Below are 25,866 nucleotides of genomic sequence, written 5' to 3'. Positions count from 1 at the left end.
TTTGGTTCCTTCAAAAGGGGAAAGAGATAGTAGCAGCAGATTGACGGGATAAAAAAGACTGATGTGGAGGACTCTAAGAGTATCCGACGCAAATACAATCAAAAAGGTGGATGTGATTCAGTTGAGAAAGCCAAGAATCGTTGTTTTAGGTGCAGGTTACGGCGGGCTTATGACAGTAACTCGTCTTCAGAAGCAATTGGGTACGAACGAAGCGGAAGTCATCCTTATTAATAAAAATGACTACCACTATGAAACAACATGGCTGCATGAAGCTTCTGCAGGGACTCTTCATCATGACCGTGTACGCTATGACGTCAAGGACGTTGTGAATACAAGCAAAGTGAACTTCTTACAGACAACTGTCGATGACATTAAAGTTGAAGAAAAGAAAGTCATTACAAGCCAAGGGGAAGTCGAATTCGATTACCTGGTCATTGCACTTGGTGCAGAATCCGAAACGTTCGGCATCCAGGGTTTGCATGAGCATGCTTTCATGATTTCTAACGTCAACTCTGCCCGTCAGATCCGTGAGCATATTGAACTTCAATTTGCTACGTATAAGAATGAGGAAGTGCCTAAAGACGAACGCCTGACAATCGTAGTGGGCGGCGCAGGCTTCACTGGTATCGAATTCCTAGGTGAACTCGGTAACCGTGTTCCTGAACTTTGCAAAGAATATGATATCGACCGTTCCAAAGTACGTATCGTATGCGTGGAGGCAGCTCCTATGATCCTGCCTGGCTTCGATCCGGAACTTGTGAAATATGCACGTGCCACACTTGAGAAAAAAGGCGTGGAATTCCATATCGGAACACCGCTTAAAGAAGCAAAAGCAGGCAGCGTCCTCATTGCAAAGAGTGAAGATGAAGTGGAAGAAATCAAAGCCGGAACAATCGTATGGGCAGCAGGTGTCCGCGGTAACCGTGTCATTGAAAAAGCAGGCATTGAAAACATGCGTGCCCGCGTCAAGATCAACAGGGATCTTCGTGTGCCTGGACATGATAACATCTTCATCATCGGGGACTGTTCATTGATGATCAACGAGGAAACTGAACGTCCATATCCTCCGACTGCCCAGATTGCGATGCAGCAAGGCGAAGTATGTGCTCGCAATATCGCAGCTCTTCTTCATGGAAAAGATGATCTGGAAGAATTCACTCCAGATATCAAAGGTACAGTATGTTCACTTGGTGAAAACGACGCAATCGGTGTCGTTTACGGAAAAAAACTTACTGGTACGAAAGCGTCATTCATGAAGAAAGTAGTAGACAACCGTGCATTATACATGGTTGGCGGACCTTCACTTGTATTCAAAAAAGGTAAATTCAAGTTCTTTTAATATGAAGTGAGTAAAAGCAGAGTGGATCCCACTCTGCTTTTTTTAGTTTCTTTGTTACGAGGCTAGTTTATCAACGTTTTTTGAATGGTTATCAACCAAAATGAGGATTTACCAACGAAAATTCACTTTTATCAACAAAAATTCGAGTTTATCAACAAATTCATTTATGTTACCGACAATCCTTTGAAAATCGATAAATTCCGCATATCTTCCAAAGAGCCTTCCTTTCAGCTGCATTGAAACCAAACCCTCAAAGCCGGGCCTGGCTCAAAATAGGCATTATGAGCCAGGCTCACTGGGCATTATTATATAGACCTTCCTTCCTGAAAATCCACACATGCCTTTCCTATCTTCCCATCCTGTAGTACCTTAAAGGAAAGAGAAAACGACAAGAAGAGGAGGAGCAGATTGAAAAGGGGAAAAGTATGGCTGGCTGTTGCCGGACTTGTTATAGATAAAGAAGGAAATTGGCTTGTAGTTAATAAGAGATACGGCGGATTGAAAGGCATGTGGTCATTACCGGCGGGGTTCGTCAATGAAGGTGAAACAGTGGATGAAGCCGTCATCCGCGAGGTTAGGGAGGAGACGGGGCTCACAACAACCGTGAATGGCATCATCGGGGTGCGTACGGGGGTAATCGGCAATGAAATCAGTGATAATATGATTATCTTTCATTTAAATCATGTCGAAACCGATCAAATAAAAATAGAAAAAAATGAATTGTTCGATGTGCAGTGGAAATCACCCAATGCCTTGATGATTGATGGGAAAACCTCCGTGATGATTCATGAGATGTTGAAACAGGGTGACTTACTGCAGCGTCACCAGGCCATAGAAGGATTGGACCCCGGCGAACAGTTTGGGTATACAAGTTATAAATTGTTTATGTAAAAAGGTGATGGAGGCATTTTGGTGCTTCCATCACCTTTTCTATTAGATTTCGCTGTCCAATTTAGACATGATATATTTGAGTCCGACATTTGAATGACTGAACGTAACAATTCCTTTAAACTCACCGATCCGGATGGCAACTTCGGGGGTAATCCCGACGATGATGCATTCGACCCCGATCAACTTCAGGCAGTCATATAGGTTTTGGAGATTTTGTCTGATGCTGTCATCAAACCTGTTGATTCCGCTGAGGCTGATCATGACGTATTCGGTGCCGCCTGAGACACACTCCTCAAGTACCGTGCTGATCACCTTTTCTCCCCGTTCATGGTCCAGTTCTCCTTTGAGCGGCAGCGCGATCGTCTTTTCCCAAATATGCAAAATGGGCACCGACAGCTCCGCAATCATACTCTCTCTTTTCTTTTCCTCTTCAGCCTTGGAGGTAACGTCCATAAGCATGACCATATAGCCCTCTACTTGACCTGAATGGGCTGCACTCGTGATGGGACTGATGACAATATCTGCAGCGAACTTATTCCTGATATTGATCCTTGCCCGATGTGCTTCTTGAAGTCCTGACATGATCCTGCGCTGATACTGCGGCATCCTGTGAAACTCGTCCATATTCATCCCGATGATTTGTTCAGCCCCCTCCAGGCCGAATAGCGGGGCAATGGCTGTCATGGACTTGACTGCTGTTGCATTCATCCATGTGACGTTATAATCCTTGTCGGCGATAATAATATTTTCTCCGATGCTGTTTAAGGCATCGGTACTTGTAATATTGATAGGAATGGAACTGTTCATTTTTGGTACTCCACCTTGTTTATGCGATTTATACATGTATTTCTAATACAAGTATATAACAAACAAGAAAAATGTAAAATGAAATGGATAAAGAAGGGATTGGACTGCGGGGAAAGACTTAACATTCAGGCAAGCATTCGCGTTATTATAATTTATTTAAAAATTCAGTAAATTATATGAAAAAGAGAGATAATAAAAGATAACAAGCAATGTATTCGCTTTCTTAGAGGTACATCCTCTAATATGTCCCTTTTCATTGTAGAGGATAGATGGTATATTATCAGAAAATTAAAAAAACAAACCCAAAGGAGAGGGAATCATGAGAGCTACTGCAAGTACGAAAACAAAATTTTGTCTATACTGTTCAGGAAAAGGATACTTTCAGTTAGTGTTGGGTGGTTCTGAGACTTGCCCTTGCTGCGGTGGCAGCGGGAAACAGAAATAGAACTTACGATTATGTTAAAAAGAGGCTGGAACAAAAGTGTTTTAGTCTAAATAAACCCGAACAAATTTGTCTTAGAGCAGGCAAATCTGTTCGGGTTTTTGTTTAGTTTTATAGGTGTATGGAGGTTCTCTCCAGCGGTTGATTGGAGTGCAAGACGAAGACTCCTGCGGGAAGAGTAGCTTATATGAGACTTGTCCAGCTGCGGCGGCTAGCCCCTCGAGGTCATAAGATAAATGGTCCAAGAAGGCAAAAAGCGCCTTCCCGGCCCATTTATCTTATGCTTGTCGGGGCTGAACGAGCCGCCTCCGCATTTCTATTTTTGTTGATTTTGTGAATACGTCTTCCAAAAGATTGACGCTTTCATAAACATTGAGTACACTAAGCTTTAGTGTTTATGGAGGTGCAGACTGTATATGCCTATACATGTAATGATCATTTCGATGCTTCTGTTCCTGGTTCTGTTTTTTGGAATCGGATTCTTGCTGAATATGTTATTGCGAATGACTTGGATCATGGCGGTCATCTATCCGCTTGTTGTCATTTTTATAGTAGATGATGTCCGCTTTATAGAATATTTCCGGAATGCGGGTGAGTCATTGTCGGAATTGGGAACCAAACTGAGCAGTTTAGCCCTGGCTGATCTTCTGATTTTGGGCAGCGGCCTGACAGGAGCGATTCTATCAGGGATTGTGATGCGGATTTTGAGAGCAAAAGGATACAGAATGTTTTAATTTTCTGCCGTTTAACCGTAAGATATCGGGTTGAACGGTTTTTTATTTGCATCTCTCAGAAGCAAGCCTAAATTCCTTTTTCCGAGGAATTATCACAATCTATTATTTTCCAAAAAATGAAACTATTCGATTTTTTTATCAATTTATGAATAATTCCCAAACCCTTGGGGAAGGAATAAGGGTGAGAGGAGTGAATTCATGAATTTGGTAAGTATATGGACGAAACGAATCATCATGACCAGTTTATTTTTGCTGGCATTAGGCACCACCTTTCAAGCGGTATCGGGGGTGGAAGCCCAGACGTTTAAGTCCTGGCTGAATGACAATCGCGCGCATCAGTCAGAACGTTATACGGAAGATCATAAAACCAATCATATATCATTGTCTTTTAAATTTTTGAAGAGACTTACCGGAGTAAAAACGTTGATTTCATCAAAACCTGTTGAAGGGAAAGCTCCGACGCTCGAAAATTCGGTCAACTGGGATCAGTATCCGAGTAACCGGGTTGTGGCAACCGGCTATACAGCCGGAGTCGAATCCACAGGGAAAAATCCGGGGCACCCAGGTTACGGAATTACATATTCAGGCGTAAAAGTGAAACGGGACCTCTATTCTACGATTGCGGCAGATACATCCGTCTATCCGATCGGGACGATTCTTTTCATCCCTAACTATGGATACGGGGTCGTGGCTGATACAGGCAGCGCAATTAAAGGGAACAGGCTTGACTTATACTACGATACCGTTGAACAGGTCTATAACGAATGGGGAAAACAAACCCTTGATGTTTATCTCGTTCAAGTGGGGTCAGGAAAACTGACAGAAGAGGAATTGGTGAAGCTGAACAGCAACGAGTCCATGCAGGTGTTCAGACAGCAGATATTATCAACAAAGGAATGACAAAAAGCTCGTATTCAGTACAGTCTGAGTACGAGCTTTTCTTATGTCGCATTTAAATATCCAATCCTTCGTATACTTCAGGGTGGAGCTCCTTCGCCAGCTGAACGGCACCTTTTAAAAGAAGCGGGGACGGCCTGCAGTAGAGTGCTTCTTCGAGGACAAGGATCCTATTTCCCTGTACGGCCTTCATTGTGTCCCAGCCGGGGCGCTTCTTTACAATTCCGGGGTTCACCCGTTTCTGCTGAACACCTACCCAGGCAAGGCAGATATAGTCTGGGTCTCTCTTTCTGACATCTTCCCAGTCAGTCTGGACACTGGCAAGGTTGACATCCCGGAAACAGTTCTTTGCGCCTGCCATTTCACTCAGTTCTGAAAGCCAATTGATCTTACCCGGGGTGAAGACGGGCTTTGGCCACCATTCCCAGTATAGGGTCGGAGTACGGCCGATGGTCCTGCTCAACCGCTTCAGTTCTTCAACCGTATGTAAGAACATGTGATGCCTATTCACCGCGGTTTCTTCTATTCCGCATGCTTTCCCGACCGTTAATAGGTCCCCCGCGATATCATTGAAGCTTTGGGGATTCAGTGTGATGTGGGGGATTTCCCGTCTACCCAATTCTTCGATATTCTTTTCCATGCCGGGTACGCTCAGCGAGGATAAGACAAGATCCGGCTGCAGTGACTCGAGCTTATCCATATCGATGGACAGGTCGGGTCCGAGCCTGGGAAGCGACCGGACCTCCTCTGGATAATCGGAAAAATCGTCCACCCCGACCAGATTGGATGTAAGGCCGAGATAATCAATGATTTCAGTATTGCTGGGGCAAATAGAGACAAGCCTCACCGAATCACTCCTACATAAATAATAAATAGTGCAGAATAATGGTCAGGACGATTCCTGAAAGCCCGCCGAAAAAGACTTCGATCGGTTTGTGTCCAAGCAGTTCCTTTAACTCTTTCCTTTTTTCCTGCTCGGGTTTATTCTGCCAGCCTTTGGCTTCGGTCATGAATCGCTGGAAGTCTACCGTCAGCCGGTTCAACACGATGGCTTGTTCCCCCGCCTGCCTTCTTACCCCTGTGGCATCAAACATCGTAATGATGGCAAAGATCGCCGCCACGGCAAAAATAGGGGAGGAAAGACCGGTTTCAAGTGCAACGCCTGTCGATAAAGCCGTCACTGCGGCAGAGTGGGAGCTCGGCATTCCGCCTGTAGAAGTGATTAATGACCAGTTCAATTCCCTCGTTGCAATAAATTGTATGGGCACCTTCACGAACTGTGCAAAGAAGATTGCAAATAAAGAGGCCCACAAAGGAAAATTCAAGAATACTTCCATGCTGTCACCTGCCATCTTTTTTTAAAAGTCTGAAAATAAAATAATGTTCTTATTATATCATACCCGAATGAATTCAGAACTAACTTGCACAGAGCCGATGCCCCCATGTCGAAATCAGCTGACATCTCCGGTATAATGGGAAATGGAGGTGTCAGGGGAAATGAATTTTACAATCAATCAGAAAAACATAACAGAAGCAGATAAAGAATGCCTGGTGGTCGGTGTTTATCATCAGCCGCAATTTGACGGCGAGCTTAAAGAACTTGACCACGCGTTTGAAGGGTATCTTACTTCACTGGTGAAGGATGGGGATATATCATCCAAACCTAAGAAACTATCAAAAATACATACATTCGGGAAAATCGGCAGCAAACGGATCCTGTTCGTCGGACTCGGCAAACAGAAGGAACTGACATTCGATTTACTGAAAGAGGCGATGGGTGTGGCCTCGAAAGCACTGAAAGAAATGAAAGTGTCCTCATTTTCAGTGGCGCTTGATACTTTTTCATCGGAAGAACTGCCTGCAGAAGATGCGGCACATGCTTTCACAGAAGCATTCACGATGTCTACATATCAATTTGAAGGCTACAAGCAAAAATCAAATGAACCTGAAATTTATGTAGACAGCATTGAATTCATGACAGTTGAAGACGAAAAAGAAGTCAAAACGGCGCTTGGAGTGGGAGCGGCTTTCGGAAGAGGAGTCAATTCAGCACGTACGCTTGTGAATACACCTGGAAATCTGCTTACATCCACTAAGATGGCAGAATACGCACTGGAGCTTGCAGAGCGCTATGATTTCGAGGCGGAAATACTTGATAAAGAAGAAATGGAAAACCTCGGAATGGGCGCACTGCTCGCTGTCAATCAGGGATCGGTTGAACCGCCTAAGATGATTGTATTGAAATACAGCGGAAAAGATGAGTGGAAAGACGTCATCGGATTAGTCGGAAAAGGGATTACCTTCGATACCGGCGGCTACTCCATCAAGCCGAAGGACGGCATTGTCGGCATGAAAACGGATATGGGAGGCGCAGCTGCAGTCCTCGGAGCGATGGAAATCATCGGTGAAACAAAGCCTGAGCAGAATGTGGTAGCCGTGATTCCATCAACAGACAACATGGTCAGCGGCTCCGCTTTCAAGCCGGATGACGTCATCACGGCGATGAGCGGGAAAACGATCGAGGTGCTGAACACGGATGCGGAAGGCCGCCTTGCGCTTGCAGACGGTATGACGTATGCAAAACATCACGGAGCGAATTACCTCGTGGATGTCGCTACGCTCACCGGCGGAGTCATCGTCGCCCTGGGTGAGGATAAAACTGGTGCGCTGACTAATAATGAAGCATTCTTCGAGCAGGTGCTTGAAGCGTCGAGCGAATCAGGTGAATTCATCTGGCAGCTTCCTTACACGGAATATGATAAAAAACGTGTGCGAAGCAGCAAAATTGCAGATCTCAATAATTCACCGGGCCGTGCAGGACATGCCATCATGGGTGGTGCCTTCGTAGGCGAGTTTGCCGAAGGGCTTCCATGGGTGCACCTCGACATCGCGGGAACCGCAACCACCAAGAGCCAGTATGATCTTGGCCCTTCCGGTGCAACAGGCGTCATGGCGCGCACACTTGCACTGCTTGTGGAACGATTCCAGCCGTTGGAAAAATAAGTTTGATAAAAGGATTGTTAAAGCCCTTCCTGATCCAGAGAATTGGATCAGGAAGGGCTATTTTATTTAGTTTACTTTTAAAGGATATTGTCAATCTTAAAAAGAAATTAGGGCATGGAGGTCCTGGAGTAAATAAATTTCTGAATACAGTGGCCGTTCCAGCTGTTGATTGGAGTGGAAGACGAAGACTCCTGCGGGAGATGTGGCCAATGTGAGACCTGTCCAGCTGCAGGGCTTAGAGGCAAATGTCATAAGTCAAATCGACCAAGAAGGCAAAGAACGCCTTCGTGGCCGATTCGCCTTATGACAAAGCCTCTGAGCAAAGCCCCTTCGCTTTTCTTCCAGCAGGCGAAGCCGAGGAGGCTCACGGGTCACCCGCGGAAAGCGAAGACTTCCACGGAATCGGGCAGCGGTATATAAAGCCATCTCCCCCTGTATTCAGACATACAAAAACTTACCAACAAATATTTTAACGATTCATCAGACTAAAGTATTGACAACCTCTCTTTATCTTGTTAAAGTTAAAAACGTTGTTTTATTACTCTACCAATTTAGCGAACTAAAGCAAATCTATTGAACAATCAAACATAAACAGTACAGCCTTATTGAACCAGGCTGTACTGAAGACATTTTTTAAGGAGGAATGAACGATGAACGCAGTTGTCATTGCTGTTCTGGTTATGCTCATATTGAGTCTCGTGCGCGTCAACGTCGTGTTTGCGCTCATCACGGGTGCGCTTGTCGGCGGACTTGTCGGCGGCATGGGCATGAGCGAGACGATTTCTGTCTTTTCTGAAGGATTATCAGGAGGGGCCAATATCGCCTTAAGTTACGCATTACTTGGGGGATTCGCCGTGGCGATTTCCTACACAGGGATTCCGAATCTGCTCGTTGATTGGGTATTGAAAGTTGTCGGGAAGAAAGGGGATTCAAGAAAAACAGCTCTTTCTAAAGCACTTATTGTTTTCTCTATTTTACTCATGGCTGTTTTTTCCCAAAACCTGATTCCTATCCATATCGCGTTCATCCCGATCTTGATTCCGCCGTTATTGAAAGTCATGACGGAACTTGAATTGGATAGACGATTAATCGCTTCAGTCATCACATTCGGTTTGACTGCACCATACATCCTGCTCCCAGTGGGATTCGGCCTGCAGTTCCACGAAATCATTGCGCAAAACATGGCAAGCAGCGGCATGGACGTTGCAATGGGTGACATCCCTAAAGCGATGCTGATCCCTGTCGGCGGAATGGTCGTCGGATTATTGATTGCGGTATTTGTAAGCTACCGCAAACCAAGAAAGTACAGTGAAGCAAAAGAAGTCATTTCAGAAGAAAAAATGGTGTACAACAAAAAAGCGATGATCTTTGCTTTTATTTCCATCATCGTTGCGCTGTTTGTACAGCTTCAGCTCGAATCCATGATCTTCGGTGCACTTGCCGGGATTGCCGTTCTTTACCTTTCCGGCTCTGTGAAGTGGAAGGAAGCTGACGGCCTGTTAAATGAAGGAATGAAAATGATGGCGTTTATCGGGTTTGTCATGATTGCCGCTTCAGGATTTGCCGAAGTCATGACAGCAACTGGTCACGTTGAAACGCTTGTTGAGGCAACTGCGGATGCAATCGGCGGAAACAAGGCGATGGCGGCACTCATCATGCTGGTTGTGGGCCTTCTTGTCACAATGGGAATTGGTTCATCATTCGCGACGATTCCGATCATTGCGGCGATTTTCGTGCCTCTTTGTATGGAACTCGGCTTCAGCCCGATGTCGACGATCGTCATCGTCGGAACGGCAGGCGCCCTTGGTGATGCAGGATCTCCTGCATCAGACAGTACGCTCGGCCCGACAGCCGGATTGAACGCAGATGGTCAGCACAATCACATCTGGGATACTTGTGTGCCGACATTCCTGCACTATAATATCCCGCTTATCATCTTTGGATGGATTGCGGCGCTGGTATTTTAATAGGTTGAATGAAGCAGGGGGTCTACGGGTCCTCTGTTTTTTTATGGGCTTCGCATCAGGAATTGGGGATTTTATATGAATATTAGATTAATAATGAAGGATTATGTTCCAAAACGCTGATTTCGGGGCTGTATCATTGTCTGCAATGAATATTGACAGCTGGTTATCGCCCTGGTTTTGAAAAATACGGTCCACTTTTCAGATTTACGAGCCACTTTTCAAAAATACGATCCACATTTGAAATTTACGATCCACTTTCACTAAAATACGAGCAACTTGTCGAAAAACCTTTACAGCAGGATCCTGCCCCAACCCGTCCAGGCCCGGCCCAGAGCCCCTGAGGATCTGCAACTCAGAAGCAGCCACCGCCGGAATAGAACTGACCGCCCACTCCAAACCGTCTCCACTCGCATAAAACAGTAGGGAAGCCTATAAAAATAGACGGCTGTTTATATGAATTTGACCAAGAGGGAGGATGCGGGAATGAATAATCAGTTTATGTATAGAAGAAGGCCTTACGGAGGAATCGGGAGAAGGCCGTTCTACGGCGGTGGATTTTTTGGCGCTCCATTTGTCGGCGGTGTGTTAGGCGGACTGCTGGGGTCGGCTCTCTTATCTCCAGGACCATATCCGTATTATCAACCGTATGGGTACGGCTATGGATATCCGGGATATTACCCATATTATTAATCATAGATAAAAAGGGGCTTCAAGGTTACTGTCTTGAAGCCCCTATTTTCCTTTGCACCCCGATGCCTTAGTCCCTGATGAAACCAAAGGAAAAGGACGTATTTGATGGATTTTACATCACCCTCCATCTCACCTCTACAATCAGATGGCAGCAATCGATTTCTCCGATTTTTTCATCAAACACCATATGGATCCCGTCAGGATTGAAAGAAACGACCGGCACGACCTTTACGCCGGTTTGGCGGATAAGCTTAAGGACCTCTGCGGTATTTGACTGCTGGGCAAGATCCATCAGCTTATGGGCAAATGATGTATCATTTTTTATCTTCGTCAACACGAAATGGGCGCTGTCCATTAACGACAAAGTTTTGTCTGCAGAGGCCATAAATGTCTGGGTTTCTACCGGGGGGAAGTTATTCCGATAAGGGCTGGCCGGATACTGCGGGTAATTTCTCCTCATGTGGTGCTGTTGATAGGGGCTCTGGACTCCATGGTAAAATGGGTGATAGCGATTCATGGAATACCTCCTTATATCCTTGCAAATAGACTCTAAGGAAATGTATTCAGCTCGCAAAGAGATTATTCTTAACCCCGGCTGTCCGGATCGCTTCAAAGCTAATTCATTAAAGGTTATTTCCCATTTTTGGCGAAATCCTACTATATAACGACTTAATGAGGTGAACAGAATGAAAATGGAGAATACATTAATCAGTGCGCTTGGTATCGATTTTGTGGAACTGGGGAAGGGAAAGGTGATCGCGACCATGCCCGTCAACGAGGCGACACGCCAGCCGTTCGGGTTCCTCCACGGGGGGGCGTCGGTGGCACTTGCAGAGACGGTTGCAAGTGTCGGGGCAGTGGAATTGATCGATCTTGATAAAGAAATTTGTTTCGGACTCGAAATCAATGCCAATCATATTAAGGCAAAACGGGATGGACTGGTTACCGCCACAGCAACGGTTATTCACCAGGGGAAAACGACGATGGTGTGGGACATCAAAATCACCGACGAGGAAGACCAATTGATCTGTGTATCACGCTGCACGATGGCAGTCGTTCCGAAACGCTAGTCCTCCCCTCTCACGGTACATAGCAAACGTTTAAAAATCCTTACATTGGGAAATCAATAAGTAACCAATTGAAGGAGGTTTACACGATGCCCTGGAGTAAAAATGATTATCCCGCATCATTGAAGAATCTGCCGGCGGATGTCCGGAATAAAGCGATCGAAATCGGCAACGCCCTTTTGGATGAAGGATATGAGGAAGGAAGAGCAATCGCGATTGCGACTGACCGTGCCCATAAATCCGAGGAAGGCACGGATGCGGATAAGACCGAATATCATGTGAAACCTCATGACGATGGCTGGCAATTGATAAAGAAAGGAAGCAGCCGTGCCATTATGGTGGAAGACACAAAAGGGGATCTTCTTTCTAAAGCGAAGGACTATGTGACTGACCACTCGGGGACGCTTGTCATCCATAAACAGGATGGCAGTGTGGAGCAGGAATTATATGATCAATAAAAAAAGCTTGACCAGGATGGGAATAACCCGCCAGGTCAAGCTTTTTTATTGGTTTTATGAAGCTCAGCTCGATGAATTCTGCTTTTCATATTCCTCTTTCCCTTTTAAATCATCCTGTACGCTGTTTTCCGACAGTCCGACGCCGGAATTATATGCGGCACGTGCAATGAGATGGCCGGCTACAGGGGCCGTCACAAAGATGAAGATGATGGCCAGAATCAAGTTTGAGTTGAAATGGCCGTGCTCCTGATAAAAGTAGAGGAATGTCCCAAGCAGAATCGACATGATTCCTAGTGTCGCCCCTTTTGAGGCTGCATGGTTCCTCGTATAGATATCCGGAAGGCGAATCACCCCGAATGTGGCAACCAGGCTTAGAAATGCCCCAATCAGTAACAATAGTGCGATGATCCAACTAATGATTACGCTCATGTTCGATAATCTCCCCTTTCTCCAAGAACTTTGAAAAGGCTACCGTCCCAAGGAATGCGAGGATTCCGAGGAGGAGAATCACCGATAAGAAAGCATACGTGTCGATAATCATCGAAATAAGGGCGACGATCGCGATGAGGTTGATGCCGATTGCATCCAGCGCGACGACCCGGTCAGGGATTGTCGGTCCCTTGATGACCCGATAGATAAGGCCAAGCATGGATAGGGAGACGAGAAGCAGGGTGATTTGAATGACTGTATGCAGCATCAGCGGCTCACCTCCATGATTGCTTTTTCAAACGAATTCTTGATTTCATTGATTGATTCATCAACATCCGGTATATCGATTGCATGAATGTAGAGAATCTTATTATCGAACGATACATCCACTACCAGTGTCCCGGGGGTCAAGGTAATGAGATTTGCCAGAAGGGTGATCTCCCAATCTGTTTTTAATTCAGTAGGAAGGGCAAAAATGCCCGGTTTGAAATCAAGCTTCGGCCTCAGTACCACTTTTAACACTGAAATGTTCGCCATGATCAACTCTTTGATGAATAAGAACAATAAGCTGACCACTGCCCCCACCCTCAAGAGATAGAAGCGGGAACTGAAAAATCTTCTGAATGCAAAAATCACGAGCAATCCCAATATGAAGCCGATCAGAAATGACTGTGCAGTAAAGGATACTGAAAGAAACATCCAGACAAAGGCTAAGAAAAAGTTTAATAAGATTTGAAAGGCCATTCTACATTACTCCTTTAACACTGCGTCTATATAGAGATCCGGGTCCATTAATACTTCTGCCGCCTGTGAAAACAGCGGGCGCAGGGCTTCTGCCCCTAAGCCGTAGAAGACTGCGAGTACAACCAGTACGGCCGATGTCATCCATAAGTATCGGGCGTGTCCTTTGGTGATTCCGTTGTATTCCTTCGGAGTGCCCCAAATTCCATTCAGGAATATTTTAATGACGGAATAAAGGACAAGAAGACTGGAAGCGAGGATGACACCCGCTCCGAGATACGCTTCCTCACTGAAACTTCCCCTCAAGATCATCAGTTTACCGATGAATCCGCTCAAAGGAGGGATACCGGCGAGAGAGAAAGCTGCCACTAAAAAGGTCCAGCCAAGCCAAGGATATTCCTTTATGAGTCCGCCCATCTTTTTCAGATCCGTTGTGCCGGTGATTTTGATCATGACCCCGACAAGCAGGAACAGGGCAGCTTTGATGATCATGTCATGCACAAGATAATAAACCGAACCTTCAAGTGCGTCCGGATTCATCGTCGAAACTCCGAACAAAATGACCCCGACTGCAATGATGATATTGTAAATGATGATTTTCTTGACGTCCCAATAAGCAATGGCCCCGATGCACCCGAACACGATTGTAAGGATGGAAAGTACTCCCAGGATCTCATGCGTGTAGCCGATATCATGAGGGAAGAACAGCGTATAGGTCCTTGTGATCGAGTAGATCCCCACTTTTGTGAGAAGGGCGCCGAATAAAGCCAGTACCGGTGTCGGGGGTGCATAATAAGAACCCGGCAGCCAGAAGTACAGCGGGAATATCGCACCCTTCAATCCGAAGACGACAAGGAACAGTACGGCGATCGCCGTGATGATACCCGGCTGGTTCACTTCCGAGATCTTCCTTGAAATATCCGCCATATTCAGCGTGCCTAACACAGAATAAAGATAGGCGACCGTGATGACGAAAAGCGCGGAAGAAATCACGTTCACCAGGATGTATTTTATCCCTTCGCGAAGCTGTGCCTTGGTTCCGCCAAGTACAAGGAGAACGTAGGAACTCATCAGCATGACCTCGAAGAAGACGAATAAGTTGAATATATCACCTGTTGTGAAGGCGCCGTTCACCCCGACAAGCAGGAATTGTACGACCGGATAAAAATAGAAACGCTCCCTGTCGATCCCTATCGACTTGATCGAATAGAGAAGGACGATCAGCGTGATGATACTCGTTGTCGTCACGAGCAGTGCCGACAGCATGTCTGATACAAGTATGATGCCGAATGGGGCTTTCCAGCTTCCGAGCTCGATCGTCTGGATGCCGTTCCGGTGTATTTTATTGATGAGTACAAGGGATGCTGCGACTGTCGCAAGTGTAGAAACGACTGAGATCCCTCTCTGCACTTTTACATATTTGCTGATAAACATTAAGATGACCGCTGTGAACAGCGGAATCAATATCGGTAAAATCAATAAGTTAGTCATTGCCTTCAGTTCCTCTCATCTGATCCACATTATCCGTTCCAAGTTCCTGATATGCCCGGTAAGCAAGGACAAGGAAGAAAGCCGTGACCCCGAAGCTGATGACGATGGCTGTCAAAATCAATGCCTGTGGAAGCGGATCGACATAAGATTCAGCGTGTTCGCCCAACAGCGGGGCATCTCCGCCTTTAAGGCCGCTGACGGTAAGGATAAGCAGATGAGCACCGTGGCTCAACAACGCGGTCCCTATGATGATCCTGAGCAGGCTCTTAGAGAGCATCAGGTACACAGCGCTTGTAAATAGTATTCCAACGACAATTGCCATAAGTATTTCCATTATTCACTCACCCCTATTGTCTGAATAATGGTCATCGTTACACCGATAACGACGAGATACACCCCTGTGTCAAACAAGACTGCGGTGTGAAGGGAGGTTTTTCCCAAGAGGGGCAGGTGGAAATAATCGTATGCATGAGTGAGGAAAGGGACATTGAATAGCAATGCGCCCGCGGAAGTCCCCACTGCAAACAGCAAGCCGATAGCCGTCAAGATTTTATAATCCACCGGCAGGATGTTTGCAACTGTCTTGATATCATAAGCAAGCAGCAGTAAAACGATTGCCGCTGAAGTCATCAAACCACCGATGAATCCTCCCCCCGGAGTGTAATGCCCGACGAAGAAGATCCTCAGGGAAAACAAGATGATCAAGAAGGCGACAACGTTCGTTACGGTCTGTAAGATGACGTCATTTGTTTTTGTCTTCATCCTTCTTTCCTCCTTGTCAGACGCAGTTTGATCATGGAATAAATTCCGAGCGAAGCAATGGCAAGCACACAGATTTCAAATAATGTATCGAATCCGCGGAAGTCAACTAGGATGACGTTGACCATATTTTTACCGCCTGCTTCTTCATAAACATTTTCAATATAGTAGCTTGATATCGAATCAAACAGCTTTGTGCTGTATGAAGAAATCGCGAACAATGTCACCACGACACCGACCCCGATCGAAATCAAGGCGTTTTCCAGCTTGAACTTCATTCTTTCTTCATGCCTGCTGAGCTTAGGCAGGTGATAGAAGCAAAGAAGGAACAGTGCAACAGAAACCGTCTCGATCACAAGCTGGGTCAATGCAAGGTCAGGTGCCCTGAATAGAACAAAGAACAGGGAGACCGTATAACCTGCAGCCCCGAGTGCTATGATCGAAGTCAGTCTTGATTTTGCGAAAAGGATCGTCACTGAACTGATGACAAGCAGAAGGGCGATTGCAATCTCATATATGCCGATCGGTGCCAGTTCATCAGTGTTGATCGTGAACGCTCCCTTGAACCATAAGCTGAACATCAGGATCCCAATAAAGAATACGAATATATAGACGAGATAGCTCCGGATGAATCCGGTCATATATCCCCTTGTAAAAGAGAATGCGGCCCGTTCACCGAGGACCAATCCGCCGTCATACATGGAATTCAGCGTTAAACGCTCAGGAATCCATGAGTAGATTTTCCTCCACTTTGGAAGCAGCTGATAGAGAAGGATCCCGAACAGGATGACGCCCAATGTCATGAAGAGCTCCGGTGTAAAGCCGTGCCAGAAGGTAATATGCGTTTCAATCGCATGACCTTCTTCAACCAGGCTCGGCGTGATTGCGGCAACGGCCGGCGCGATGATCCGTTCAGACAAGATGTTCGGGAAGAACCCGAATACAACCACAAGCGATGCAAGGATGATCGGCGAAATCAGCATGCCGAACGGGGCCTCATGCGGTTTTTTCTCCAGTTTTTCAGGCTGATGTTCACCCGTGAATGTCTTGAACACGAGGATCATGCTGTAGATGAACGTAAATACGCTTCCCACCCAGGCAAGGACAGGGAATAGGATGCCGACTGTATCAAGGCTGAAAATATCCATCTCAAGCACCCGGACCATTCCTGTAAAGAACATTTCCTTGCTTAGGAATCCGTTGAATGGAGGAAGACCTGCCATTGAGAAGGCACCGATGACCGCAACGGTAAAGGTGATCGGCATAAAGCTCATCAGGCCGCCGAGTTTGCGGATATTCCTTGTCCCCGTTTCATGGTCGATGATTCCGACAACCATGAACAGGCTTCCCTTGAAGGTTGCGTGATTGATCAAGTGGAATACGGCGGCAAGCGTTGCCACCAAATAAATATTGTCGTCCAAGTGAGCATAGTGAAGGGCAGCTGCCCCAACTCCGAGGAGCGACATGATCAGACCAAGCTGGCTGACGGTCGAAAAGGCAAGGATTCCTTTTAAATCTGTCTGCCTGACGGCGTTGAACGAGCCCCAGAATAATGTGAAGATCCCGAAACCGCCTACGAGCCATAACCATAGGCTTGTCTCTGCAAATATCGGACTCATGCGGGCAACAAGATAGATCCCCGCTTTTACCATCGTAGCCGAGTGCAGATACGCACTGACAGGGGTAGGTGCTTCCATCGCATCAGGAAGCCAGATATGGAATGGGAACTGAGCAGACTTCGTAAAGGCACCGAGCAGGACGAGAATCAACGCTGGTATGAAAAGGGCGCTCGTCATAAGCTGGTCCGATTGGGCAATCAATTCCCGGATACTGAATGTCCCGCCCATGATGTAAAGGAGGATGAAGCCCCCAAGCATCGACAATCCGCCGAAGACGGTGATCAGCATGGATTTCAAGGCACCATACCTTGAGCGCTCACGATGATACCAATAACCGATCAATAGGAAAGATGAAATAGACGTAAATTCCCAGAACATATAAAGGACGATCAGATTATCAGACAGGACCACGCCGAGCATGGCTCCCATGAACATCATCAAATACACATAAAAGTTATGTAATTGTTCCTTTTTCTTATCGAGATAGTAGATTGAATAAAGGACGACGAGCGAACCGATCCCGGTGATGAGCAGTGCGAATAACAGCCCGAGTCCGTCAATATATGCAATGAAGTCGATGCCGAATGAAGGCATCCACTGCGCTGTTTCTTTTATTTCATTTCCATCCCTCGTAATCGGCATGAATTGAATGAAATAGCTGAATAAAGCAACCGGCAGAAGCAGTACGAACCATCCAGTATGGACCGGTCGACATGCTTTATACAGAAATGGAATAAGAACTGCAAATAAAAAGGGCGAAAGGATTGCCCAATGTAACAATGTCATAAAAAACCCCCCTCAACTAAAAGTCATGTCATGTATTTTTCAATATTTCCTATGTAGATAGTTTCATCTTCTGGAGATTCTTCATCCGTTCTTCAAGTATGCCCGGAAATCCTGACCTAAAGAGCATTATAACGTAAAAAAACAATGCTTGCATTCCTCAGCCTTCAGCCTCAGGCGAATCTTTCCTGAAGTATTAAATATGTAGAAACGCGGCGGAAAACAGCGAAAATTTTTAAGATTTTCCTGTTGGATTTAAGGTTAATAAAGAATAGTTTTGGTCATTTTGGAGAATCCTATCCATAGGGTGGTGATTAAATTGAAAAGGAAAGCAGTGGCATTTACCGCGATTCTTTTTGCATTTATCGGTGTCGGGTGGCTGGTTGAATCACAGGACCGCTTTAACAGGGGCATCATCGAAACGGATGACCCGTCAACTGCCAATTTACAGCCTGTCCGTTACGGCGGTACAGGGGATATAGAGGAAGTACCGGCGAATAATCAGAGGATCCGTCAGCCGTTCAGGTCGAGGGAGTATATCCGGGTTGTGCCGAGCAGGAGCCCTTTAACCAATGAAGCAGTGGAGTGACTGTCTTTTTCATGTCCGCATGGGAATGGCAGTCATTTTCATGTGCTTAAATCCCTTGTGACCAAGTACCCAGGATTTTCTTATTAATACCCTTTTCAAGATTCTCATAAACGATTATGATGAAAGTGCTGCATGGAATAATCGTTAGGAGAGTTATCAATTGAAGAATACATATTTAACAAGCTATCTTCCGCTTTTTGCCATCCTGTTATTCAGTTTGACTTTTTCCGTTTACGGGGTGGATGTGCTGGTCAATTTATTTAAGAAAATCGGAGTTTATCCCGGAATGCGGGAATTCCTGTCTGATATTCAACTGAAATTTGTCTTGCTGATCATGCTCATGATCGTCTTTTTCATGGTTTTTGCAGCCCTGAAGCTGATTGCGGAAACGATCAACGGCGTCTCCATGCTTTTTTTCTCGAAAGATTCGGAGGGACAATTATATAACCGCGTCAGGTCCGGCTCGATGATTTATTTTATCGGCGGTCTCGTCTCAAGCGTAAGCATGAAGTCTTTCATGGGACTGGTCGTCATTTTTACCGCAACCTCGATTGTGTATTTTGTGTACTTTGTTTATAAAATCAGTGTGACGGTCTCGAAAGCCGGGATCATCGGTGTCATCAGCCTGCAGTTATTCACTTGGTCCTCATTGTTCATGACGGTTTTTCTAGTGATTTTAAAATTATATAACGGTGTCATGGCCAGCCTGCCGATCATGTCGAAGGTGAAGCTGTGATTGGAGCTTGAGGAGTATGAAACGGTGGTTTTGTACTCTTTTTTATGCGGTGGAAAGAGGCATGGCTTTGTGAATGTTTGAGAAGAATAATCGACAGTTCGAGCATATATTTCGGGTTTCGAGCATAAGTGGAGAGGATTCGAGCGGAAACTTGGTATTTTCGAGCAAAAGGGAATGAAGCTCGAGCATAAAAACTTGATTTGGCGTGATGCATCCTTCCGACTGTTCATTTCATTGGCATGACAGCATCAATTTGACTATCCTGATTCAAAAATAACGCCTGGAGGTGCTCTCCGGGCGTTATTTCATGATTTTCTGCCATATCTTATGGCTTGGCCTCAGTTGTTCGATCCGGCTCATGTTCCGGGGGATGTCGTGGCCGACCCAGACGCCGGTTGTGTATTCGCTGGTCAGGCCCATCACCCAGTAATCATGATAATTATTGGTGGTGCCTGTTTTGATGCCGACATAGGGCTTTGAGACATAAGCTTCCTTTCCTGTTCCGTTCACCGCGGCACCTGCGAGCATCTGCCTCATTTTTCTCGTTGTATCCTTTGACCAGACTTGCTTCGGTTTTTCCTTCCACCTATAAAGCACTTTTCCATTTCCATCCGTCACATTCACGATTGCACGGCTTCTTGTGTAACTTCCGTCTATGAAGGAAGTGTAGGCATCCGTCATTTCGAGCGGACTTAAGCCATTGGTGAATCCTCCGATTGCAGCCGCATACGTCCGGTCTTTTCCACTCAGGCGTTCGAATGAAAAGGCAGAAAGCTTGTTGAATGCCTCATCAACACCGACTTTCTCCATCAAGCGGAGAGCAGAGGTGTTGTAAGACTGGGCAAACGATTGACTCAGCGTGACAGTCCCTGCCTGGATACCGCCATAATTAATCGGGCAGTACTCTTCGATACAATAATTATCCGCGCTCACCTTTTCATAAATGGATGCGCCGGACTTCTCCAGATACGGTGCATAAACGAGGAGCGGTTTGACGGAAGAGCCGGGCTGTCTGTAAGCTTGAAACGCATGATTGAAATTGTATTTCTGATACTCTTTACCGCCTGTTAATGCAGCGATCCTTCTCGTTTCGTTATCGATCGTGACTGAGGCTCCCTGGAGTTTTTCAATGTTCAGCCCGCTGTTCAAGGCATTAACGCTTTTCTTCTGAAGTGCAGGATCCAGGGCAGTCTGGATCCTGACGCCGGAAGCAATCACGCTGTCCACCCGTTGATTGAGCTTTTTGATGATCTGCTCCTTTTCCTGCGGGGAGGACGCCTTTGTCAGCATTACTTTATAACCTTCCTGAAGGGAAATCAGTTCTTTTAATTCCTCTTCCACATAAAAAGCGTAATCAGGAAATCGGTCGATTTTCTTTCGGATATTCAGCTTGATCGGAACTTTCTTCAGCTTGTCCGCTTCATCGCTGGAAAGTTTCTTCCCATCCACAAGAATATCAAGCAGGCGTTCCTGACGGATTTTCGTCTGATCGAAATGATCAACCGGATCGTATTTTCCCGGATTATTCGGGATCGAAGCAAGGAACGCCATCTCTGCTTTATTCAACTCGGAAACACTTTTTTGAAAATAGTACTGTGACGCCGTTTCGATCCCGTACACGCCATTGCTGAAATAAATCACATTAAGGTACAGCTCCAGAATTTCATCTTTGGACATGGAGCGTTCGATTTCGTGAGCATAAAAAAGTTCAGTCAACTTACGGTTGTACGTTTTTTCCTGACCTAAATACAGGTTTCGCGCAAGCTGCTGGGTAATTGTGCTTCCACCCTGCTGAATATGGGTGAAGACCAGATTCTTCACCACCGCCCTTAAGATGGCTCCTGCATCGAAGCCGACATGCTCATAAAAGTGCTGATCCTCTGAAGCGACCAGGATTTCTTTTACAAAGGGGGGGATCTTCTCATCTTCTGCATATAATCGAAAAGGACGGTTCACTTCTGAAAATACGTTTCCGTCCTTATCCAGCAGAAGACTTGTTTTATTAAGGTTCAGCTGATCCGTATTCACGGTATTTTCAAGTTCATTCTGAAACCCCTGCACTTTGTCGACTTCTTCGGTCGTAAAGAACAGTGAGGTGAAGAACAAAGCCATAAAACTAATCACTGTCAGAAATCCTGCAAACACTCTCATACTTCCACTCTACTTTTCTAGTAATCTTGATTCACATGACCGTCAACTTCTGAATGTCTTATACTCCACCATAATAATCCAAATGCCCCCAAGAATAAAGCACCAGTTACATAAAAAACGGAAGAAATTCCAATATATCCGGAAACTGTCCCGCCGAATGCAGGTCCTATCACATTCCCGAGGAACCGGAAACTCTGGTTATAGCCCAATACTTCCCCCTGCATGCTGAGCGGCGCCTCCTGACGGATATAGGCCGTGACACAGGGGATCATGCCGCCGATGGCGATACCGAACAAGAAACGAAGGAAAACGAGCTGCCAGAGCTCTGTCACAAGCGCCTGCGGTACAATCAGGATGGAAGCAAACACGAGCAGGATGGAGAGGACCTTCTCATACCCGATCTGGTCGCCGAGCTTTCCCCATTTCCGTGTCGCGATGAAGTTCCCGAAACCGGTAGCCGAAAACGCAAGACCGGCTAAAAAGGCAAGATTTGAAGATGAAGTCAGTTCATTCACATACAGAGCCAGCAGCGGCTGGATGCTGAAATTCGCGACTTGGATGATCATAGAAAGAGTGATCACGGTCACAAGGAGTTTATGACTGAATATGTGCCTGAGCACCTGCCTGCTTGAATATTTGCTTTGCTTATTCCTCTGTTCCTTATTCCTCTGCTCGTTTATGCCGAACAGGACCACAGTGGCCGCGATGGCGATTGAAATCGCCGTGAAGATAAAAGTATAAGAAAAACCAACATTATCAGCAAGGATCCCGCCGATGACAGGACCGAACAACCCGCCGGATACCGTTCCCATCTGAAGTGTGCCCAATATTTTGCCGGCTTCTTTCTTGGATGTCTGTGAAGAGATAAGCGCCATCGACGTAGGGATGAACCCTGTGACCGCCCCCATCACCATCCTGAGGATGAACAAGCCGTGTACCGATTCCATAAAGCCCATTAAAAAAATAGATGTTGCAATCCCATAGCCTGTGATCAAGAGGATGGGCTTATAACCATAACGGTCCCCGAATCTTCCCCATAAAGGTGAAACAAAGAACGCCGTCAAAAACGTGACGCCAAAAACAAAACCGGACCAGCGCTGCACATATTCCGCGCTGTAGTCGCCGAACGTCTCAATATAAAGAGACAGAAACGGAAGGACCATGGTGGCGCTGGCAGCAACTAAGAAATTCGCCGTGACCATGATGACAAGATTCTTTTTTTCTATTGTAATGATGAACACCTTCTCAATTCATATTTATTTCGGATTACTAAATATCTATCTTATAAGAGATCCCCCCATGAGTCCACTGAATGAAATCTTTTCTGGCTGTTTAAAAGGATTTAGTCATAATTTCCAAGGGGAACATGATATAATATAAGAATAAGAATTATGTTCACCGGCCATACAGGCCCTGCATTGTGAGTGGACATAAACTCGTTCGTTTTCACAATAGTAATTCACCGTAAAAAATTGGGGTCTGTACAAGATTGAGGAGGGAGTTACGTGGTAAAAGCAAAGCAGCTTGTGTTCATTGACTTTGAGTTTTCAATGCCTGAACGAAATAGAGTCCCCAAAGGCTTTTTCCCTGAGATCATCGAAACAGGTGTAGTAGTGGTTCAGAATGGGAAGGTGACAGATACGTTTTCAACCTATGTAAAACCATCTGCCTTTCCCAGACTAACCAATCGATGCAAACGATTTTTATCGATCACGCAAAATGAAGTGGACGGAGGCATCTCCTTTCAGACCCTTATCGATTATTTCAATCAGCTGAACTCAAAAGGCATTGAGAAAGTCGTGACATGGGGCAACATGGATATGAAAGTGCTGAGGGATAACTGCGCACAGTCCGGCATCGATTTTCCCTTTCAGGCCCAATTTGTCGATTTATCGATGGAATATAAGCGGTTTTTCGGCGACCAGAATCAAACGGGGTTATGGAAAGCAGTCCAGGAATATGGCAGGGAAGGGGTCGGCAAGCATCACAAAGCTCTGGATGATGCGATGACCACCCACCACATCTACAATCTCGTCGAAAAAGATAAGAAATATCTCGATAAAGCGGAACCTACCACCATCGGCGACCGGATCGATTTAAGCAAGTTATATAATCAGCTTGCTTAATATAAAAAACGTGCCGCTCATATAATGCGGCACGTTTTTTGGTATGATCAGAGTTTAAGATTGAAACGTCAGCCCATACATCAGTTCGTACTCCCTCTGCACGCCGGCCAGGGCTTCAAGGCTTTTCAGCGCATGCGGGGAACCGTCTGTTTCCAATTGCTTCTTCATGTCGCTGAAAGCAGTGAGAAGGGTCTCGTTGTAATCAGGGATCTCCCCATCATAAGGCTTTACCATCTTCTCGGGCATATTGGCTTGTTCCCGGTGAGCGAGTGCCTTCCTTTCATGAAATAACGGAACAGCGATGTCGGCAGGATTATGCAGATCACCTTGCCGGGGGTGCTTTAGTACAGCGAGGATCCTTACGACATAAGCGCCAGGACGTTCTCCCGTTACCTCACCGATGTATTTTCCCGTTTTATAAAAAGCCGTGACTTTATCCCCTATTTCAAAATTTTGCAAAAAAACCCCTCCTCTTCATTGTCTAAGTCTATTATAATGGAACACAAAGTGATTTTGATGGCACTTACAATAAAAGTAGCATGTGGAGGTACATAAATGAAGCGATTGGTACTATTATCCTTGTGTCTGATAGGTTTAATCCTGGCCGGATGTGGACAAACAGAGAAAGATGAAAGCAGCTCAGGGAAACCTGCAGAAAAAGAAAAAACATCTGAAGCAGAAACTGGAGGAGAAGAAAACATGACATACCCGCAATTGACAACAGAAGTTGCTGAAAATGAAAAAGTAGTGGATATGAAGACATCGATGGGCACCATTAAAATAAAATTATTCCCGGAACAGGCACCTAAAACGGTTGAGAACTTCATCACTCACAGCGAGAAAGGTTACTATGACGGATTGAAATTCCACCGCGTCATCAAAGATTTCATGATCCAGGGGGGTGACCCGAACGGTAATGGAACAGGCGGGGAAAGCATCTGGGGAGAGTCTTTCGAAGACGAATTCTCCATACAGCTATTCAATATCCGCGGAGCGCTGTCAATGGCGAACTCAGGTCCCGATACAAACGGAAGCCAGTTCTTCATCGTCCAGAACGATGAAATGAACCCCGGATTCGAAGAGAAGATGAAGGAAGCGGGATTCCCGCAGGAAATCATCGATGCCTATATGGAACACGGTGGAACTCCTCATCTTGACTTCAAACACACGGTATTCGGCCAAGTCATCGAAGGCATGGATGTCGTTGACAAAATCGCGAACGTCGAAGTAGGAGAGAATGACGCTCCAAAGGAAGACGTGGTTATTGAGAAGATTACTGTTGTGAAATAACGGAGAAAACCGGACGATCAATATCGTGTGCGTGTAACGCATATCGCGCCCCGATATGCCGGCTCTCACGGTAAGTGAATATGATTTGTTGAAAAGAACCTTGATGATTCAAGGTTCTTTTTATCTGAATAATATAGTTTACCTTACTGGGGATTTTGATGGAACCTGTCGCTAATTTCCCCGGAAATTGTCGGAATGAGAAGGCCCTTCTCTTTGGCTGCTGTCGAGAAATAAAGGAGGGGCCTGCTTGTTCAAGGAATCGTTAAATTATTCTTACATGGTATTGGTTTCTGCTTTTTTATCTTGGTATAATGGGGGAAGAGTTTGTTGCCAGACGAAAGGAGCTTGTTATGCTTTCTTCATTTGTATTAAATTTGTTTCTGTATTTTCCAGAAGATAAGACAGAGTATATCCCGGCCGCGATTTGGATGGCGATCTTTTTTATATTGACAATCTTGACTTTCCGCTTGATCAAAAAGGTTTCGAAGAAGGAAGAGCTTAAGACGAAAGCGATCGAGGAAGAAATCAGGCAGAGGAATCGGGGAACTGAATAGTCATGAGAGCACGCCGGCAAGTGATGCCGGCGTGTTTTTTTATTGACGGGATTTGGATGTGACGGTCGGCGATAGTGGTGGAGTTTTTCAGTTTTGTGTCGATATTTGTAGAATTGCCGGTAAGTGGTTGTTTTTTGTTGATAAAATCAAATTTTCGTTAATATTTATTTAAAAATTAAAGTTAGTCTAAAAAGTGGACACACAAAGATGATAATAGGGCATAACTATAACTATTATTAATAAGGACGTGTATCCATGGGAAAGTACTATACAAACGAATATAAAGAATACGTAGCTAAAATG

29 protein-coding genes are annotated in these 25,866 nt (G+C 45.6%); 15 read left to right on the top strand and 14 right to left on the bottom strand.

The window, feature by feature from the left end; translation table 11 throughout:
- Positions 1-121 precede the first annotated feature (121 nt).
- Together BHE18_RS21120 and BHE18_RS21115 are read left to right on the top strand one after the other, a co-directional pair.
- Positions 122-1,339: an NAD(P)/FAD-dependent oxidoreductase gene (locus BHE18_RS21120; RefSeq protein ID WP_071620458.1), complete on the top strand. Its 1,218-nt coding sequence runs from the start codon at positions 122-124 to the stop codon at positions 1,337-1,339.
- 408 nt (positions 1,340-1,747) lie between these two features.
- A complete protein-coding gene (locus BHE18_RS21115) occupies positions 1,748-2,230 on the top strand; it encodes an NUDIX domain-containing protein (RefSeq protein WP_071620457.1) in 483 nt (160 codons plus the stop codon).
- Positions 2,231-2,272: 42 nt separating this feature from the next.
- Here the strand turns inward: BHE18_RS21115 and BHE18_RS21110 are convergent, their stop codons facing one another.
- Entirely contained in the window at positions 2,273-3,037 is a 765-nt protein-coding gene (locus tag BHE18_RS21110) for an STAS domain-containing protein (RefSeq protein WP_083573923.1), read from the bottom strand.
- Between the two features lie 319 nt (positions 3,038-3,356).
- Between BHE18_RS21110 and BHE18_RS23895 the strand changes: the two genes are divergently transcribed.
- From BHE18_RS23895 to BHE18_RS21100, 3 genes are all read left to right on the top strand, one after another.
- A complete protein-coding gene (locus tag BHE18_RS23895; protein ID WP_162266043.1) occupies positions 3,357-3,482 on the top strand; it encodes a YuiA family protein in 126 nt (41 codons plus the stop codon).
- A gap of 407 nt (positions 3,483-3,889) precedes the next feature.
- On the top strand, positions 3,890-4,213 hold the full coding sequence (locus tag BHE18_RS21105; RefSeq protein WP_071620455.1) for a YuiB family protein: 324 nt from the start codon (positions 3,890-3,892) through the stop codon (positions 4,211-4,213).
- A 198-nt stretch (positions 4,214-4,411) separates the two neighbouring features.
- Positions 4,412-5,113, top strand: a complete 702-nt coding sequence (locus tag BHE18_RS21100; protein WP_071620454.1) for a 3D domain-containing protein — start codon at positions 4,412-4,414, stop codon at positions 5,111-5,113.
- A gap of 52 nt (positions 5,114-5,165) precedes the next feature.
- Here the strand turns inward: BHE18_RS21100 and BHE18_RS21095 are convergent, their stop codons facing one another.
- Both BHE18_RS21095 and BHE18_RS21090 read right to left on the bottom strand, forming a co-directional pair.
- Positions 5,166-5,957: a cobalamin-binding protein gene (locus BHE18_RS21095; RefSeq protein WP_071620453.1), complete on the bottom strand. Its 792-nt coding sequence runs from the start codon at positions 5,955-5,957 to the stop codon at positions 5,166-5,168.
- Positions 5,958-5,967: 10 nt separating this feature from the next.
- A complete protein-coding gene (locus tag BHE18_RS21090; protein WP_071620452.1) occupies positions 5,968-6,447 on the bottom strand; it encodes a divergent PAP2 family protein in 480 nt (159 codons plus the stop codon).
- Between the two features lie 160 nt (positions 6,448-6,607).
- On the opposite strand from BHE18_RS21090, the gene BHE18_RS21085 reads away from it, so the two are divergent.
- The 3 genes from BHE18_RS21085 to BHE18_RS21065 all read left to right on the top strand — a co-directional run bounded on the left by BHE18_RS21085 (position 6,608) and on the right by BHE18_RS21065 (position 10,770).
- Positions 6,608-8,113 carry a leucyl aminopeptidase gene (locus BHE18_RS21085; protein WP_071620451.1) on the top strand — a complete coding sequence of 502 codons (1,506 nt, stop codon included), beginning with the start codon at positions 6,608-6,610 and terminating at the stop codon, positions 8,111-8,113.
- A gap of 650 nt (positions 8,114-8,763) precedes the next feature.
- A complete protein-coding gene (locus BHE18_RS21075) occupies positions 8,764-10,080 on the top strand; it encodes a Na+/H+ antiporter family protein (protein WP_071620449.1) in 1,317 nt (438 codons plus the stop codon).
- A 483-nt stretch (positions 10,081-10,563) separates the two neighbouring features.
- Positions 10,564-10,770, top strand: coding sequence for a hypothetical protein (locus BHE18_RS21065; protein WP_235860402.1), 207 nt, complete (start codon positions 10,564-10,566; stop codon positions 10,768-10,770).
- Positions 10,771-10,882: 112 nt separating this feature from the next.
- Here the strand turns inward: BHE18_RS21065 and BHE18_RS21060 are convergent, their stop codons facing one another.
- On the bottom strand, positions 10,883-11,287 hold the full coding sequence (locus tag BHE18_RS21060; RefSeq protein WP_071620447.1) for a hypothetical protein: 405 nt from the start codon (positions 11,285-11,287) through the stop codon (positions 10,883-10,885).
- A gap of 169 nt (positions 11,288-11,456) precedes the next feature.
- On the opposite strand from BHE18_RS21060, the gene BHE18_RS21055 reads away from it, so the two are divergent.
- Complete coding sequence (locus tag BHE18_RS21055) at positions 11,457-11,840, top strand: PaaI family thioesterase (RefSeq protein ID WP_071620446.1); 384 nt, start codon at positions 11,457-11,459, stop codon at positions 11,838-11,840.
- 86 nt (positions 11,841-11,926) lie between these two features.
- A complete protein-coding gene (locus BHE18_RS21050) occupies positions 11,927-12,295 on the top strand; it encodes a DUF2188 domain-containing protein (RefSeq protein ID WP_071620445.1) in 369 nt (122 codons plus the stop codon).
- Positions 12,296-12,358: 63 nt separating this feature from the next.
- Here the strand turns inward: BHE18_RS21050 and mnhG are convergent, their stop codons facing one another.
- Genes mnhG through BHE18_RS21015 form a run of 7 tightly spaced genes read right to left on the bottom strand, consistent with a single transcriptional unit; the run spans position 12,359 to position 18,120 of the window.
- Positions 12,359-12,724 carry a monovalent cation/H(+) antiporter subunit G gene (gene mnhG, locus BHE18_RS21045; protein ID WP_071620444.1) on the bottom strand — a complete coding sequence of 122 codons (366 nt, stop codon included), beginning with the start codon at positions 12,722-12,724 and terminating at the stop codon, positions 12,359-12,361.
- Entirely contained in the window at positions 12,708-12,944 is a 237-nt protein-coding gene (locus BHE18_RS21040) for a Na(+)/H(+) antiporter subunit F1 (protein ID WP_440480408.1), read from the bottom strand. The genes mnhG and BHE18_RS21040 overlap by 17 nt, the downstream gene beginning before the upstream one ends.
- 47 nt (positions 12,945-12,991) lie before the next feature.
- On the bottom strand, positions 12,992-13,468 hold the full coding sequence (locus BHE18_RS21035) for a Na+/H+ antiporter subunit E (protein WP_071620442.1): 477 nt from the start codon (positions 13,466-13,468) through the stop codon (positions 12,992-12,994).
- Between the two features lie 6 nt (positions 13,469-13,474).
- The gene (locus tag BHE18_RS21030; RefSeq protein WP_071620441.1) at positions 13,475-14,956 is read right to left on the bottom strand and encodes a Na+/H+ antiporter subunit D; all 1,482 of its coding nucleotides are present in this window, start codon (positions 14,954-14,956) and stop codon (positions 13,475-13,477) included.
- Positions 14,949-15,290 (bottom strand): Na(+)/H(+) antiporter subunit C, encoded by a 342-nt coding sequence (locus tag BHE18_RS21025; RefSeq protein ID WP_032086395.1) that lies wholly within the window; start codon positions 15,288-15,290, stop codon positions 14,949-14,951. Before BHE18_RS21025 ends, BHE18_RS21030 begins: the two co-directional genes overlap by 8 nt.
- Positions 15,290-15,718, bottom strand: coding sequence for a Na(+)/H(+) antiporter subunit B (locus BHE18_RS21020; RefSeq protein WP_032086394.1), 429 nt, complete (start codon positions 15,716-15,718; stop codon positions 15,290-15,292). The genes BHE18_RS21025 and BHE18_RS21020 overlap by 1 nt, the downstream gene beginning before the upstream one ends.
- Positions 15,715-18,120, bottom strand: coding sequence for a Na+/H+ antiporter subunit A (locus BHE18_RS21015; RefSeq protein ID WP_141771958.1), 2,406 nt, complete (start codon positions 18,118-18,120; stop codon positions 15,715-15,717). Before BHE18_RS21015 ends, BHE18_RS21020 begins: the two co-directional genes overlap by 4 nt.
- Before the next feature lie 316 nt (positions 18,121-18,436).
- On the opposite strand from BHE18_RS21015, the gene BHE18_RS21010 reads away from it, so the two are divergent.
- Entirely contained in the window at positions 18,437-18,706 is a 270-nt protein-coding gene (locus tag BHE18_RS21010) for a hypothetical protein (protein WP_071620440.1), read from the top strand.
- A gap of 160 nt (positions 18,707-18,866) precedes the next feature.
- Positions 18,867-19,442, top strand: a complete 576-nt coding sequence (locus tag BHE18_RS21005; RefSeq protein WP_071620439.1) for a DUF5366 family protein — start codon at positions 18,867-18,869, stop codon at positions 19,440-19,442.
- Positions 19,443-19,742: 300 nt separating this feature from the next.
- Here the strand turns inward: BHE18_RS21005 and BHE18_RS21000 are convergent, their stop codons facing one another.
- Together BHE18_RS21000 and BHE18_RS20995 are read right to left on the bottom strand one after the other, a co-directional pair.
- A complete protein-coding gene (locus tag BHE18_RS21000; protein ID WP_071620438.1) occupies positions 19,743-21,593 on the bottom strand; it encodes a transglycosylase domain-containing protein in 1,851 nt (616 codons plus the stop codon).
- Between the two features lie 17 nt (positions 21,594-21,610).
- Positions 21,611-22,825 carry an MFS transporter gene (locus BHE18_RS20995; RefSeq protein ID WP_071620577.1) on the bottom strand — a complete coding sequence of 405 codons (1,215 nt, stop codon included), beginning with the start codon at positions 22,823-22,825 and terminating at the stop codon, positions 21,611-21,613.
- A gap of 273 nt (positions 22,826-23,098) precedes the next feature.
- Here BHE18_RS20995 and kapD point away from each other — a divergent pair, with 273 nt between their 5' ends.
- Positions 23,099-23,719, top strand: a complete 621-nt coding sequence (gene kapD, locus BHE18_RS20990) for a 3'-5' exonuclease KapD (protein WP_071620437.1) — start codon at positions 23,099-23,101, stop codon at positions 23,717-23,719.
- A gap of 54 nt (positions 23,720-23,773) precedes the next feature.
- Here kapD and BHE18_RS20985 read toward each other — a convergent pair whose 3' ends face one another.
- Positions 23,774-24,178: a kinase-associated lipoprotein B gene (locus BHE18_RS20985; RefSeq protein ID WP_071620436.1), complete on the bottom strand. Its 405-nt coding sequence runs from the start codon at positions 24,176-24,178 to the stop codon at positions 23,774-23,776.
- A 96-nt stretch (positions 24,179-24,274) separates the two neighbouring features.
- Here BHE18_RS20985 and BHE18_RS20980 point away from each other — a divergent pair, with 96 nt between their 5' ends.
- Both BHE18_RS20980 and BHE18_RS20975 read left to right on the top strand, forming a co-directional pair.
- On the top strand, positions 24,275-25,009 hold the full coding sequence (locus BHE18_RS20980; RefSeq protein WP_071620435.1) for a peptidylprolyl isomerase: 735 nt from the start codon (positions 24,275-24,277) through the stop codon (positions 25,007-25,009).
- 350 nt (positions 25,010-25,359) lie between these two features.
- The gene (locus BHE18_RS20975; RefSeq protein ID WP_071620434.1) at positions 25,360-25,563 is read left to right on the top strand and encodes a hypothetical protein; all 204 of its coding nucleotides are present in this window, start codon (positions 25,360-25,362) and stop codon (positions 25,561-25,563) included.
- Positions 25,564-25,866: the final 303 nt, after the last annotated feature.

The sequence above is a fragment of the Rossellomorea aquimaris genome, assembly GCF_001877785.1.
Classification (GTDB): Bacteria; Bacillota; Bacilli; order Bacillales; family Bacillaceae_B; genus Rossellomorea; species Rossellomorea aquimaris_A.
The sequence above is the reverse complement of the archived record's forward strand: the minus strand, read 5'-3'. Positions and strand labels throughout refer to the sequence as shown.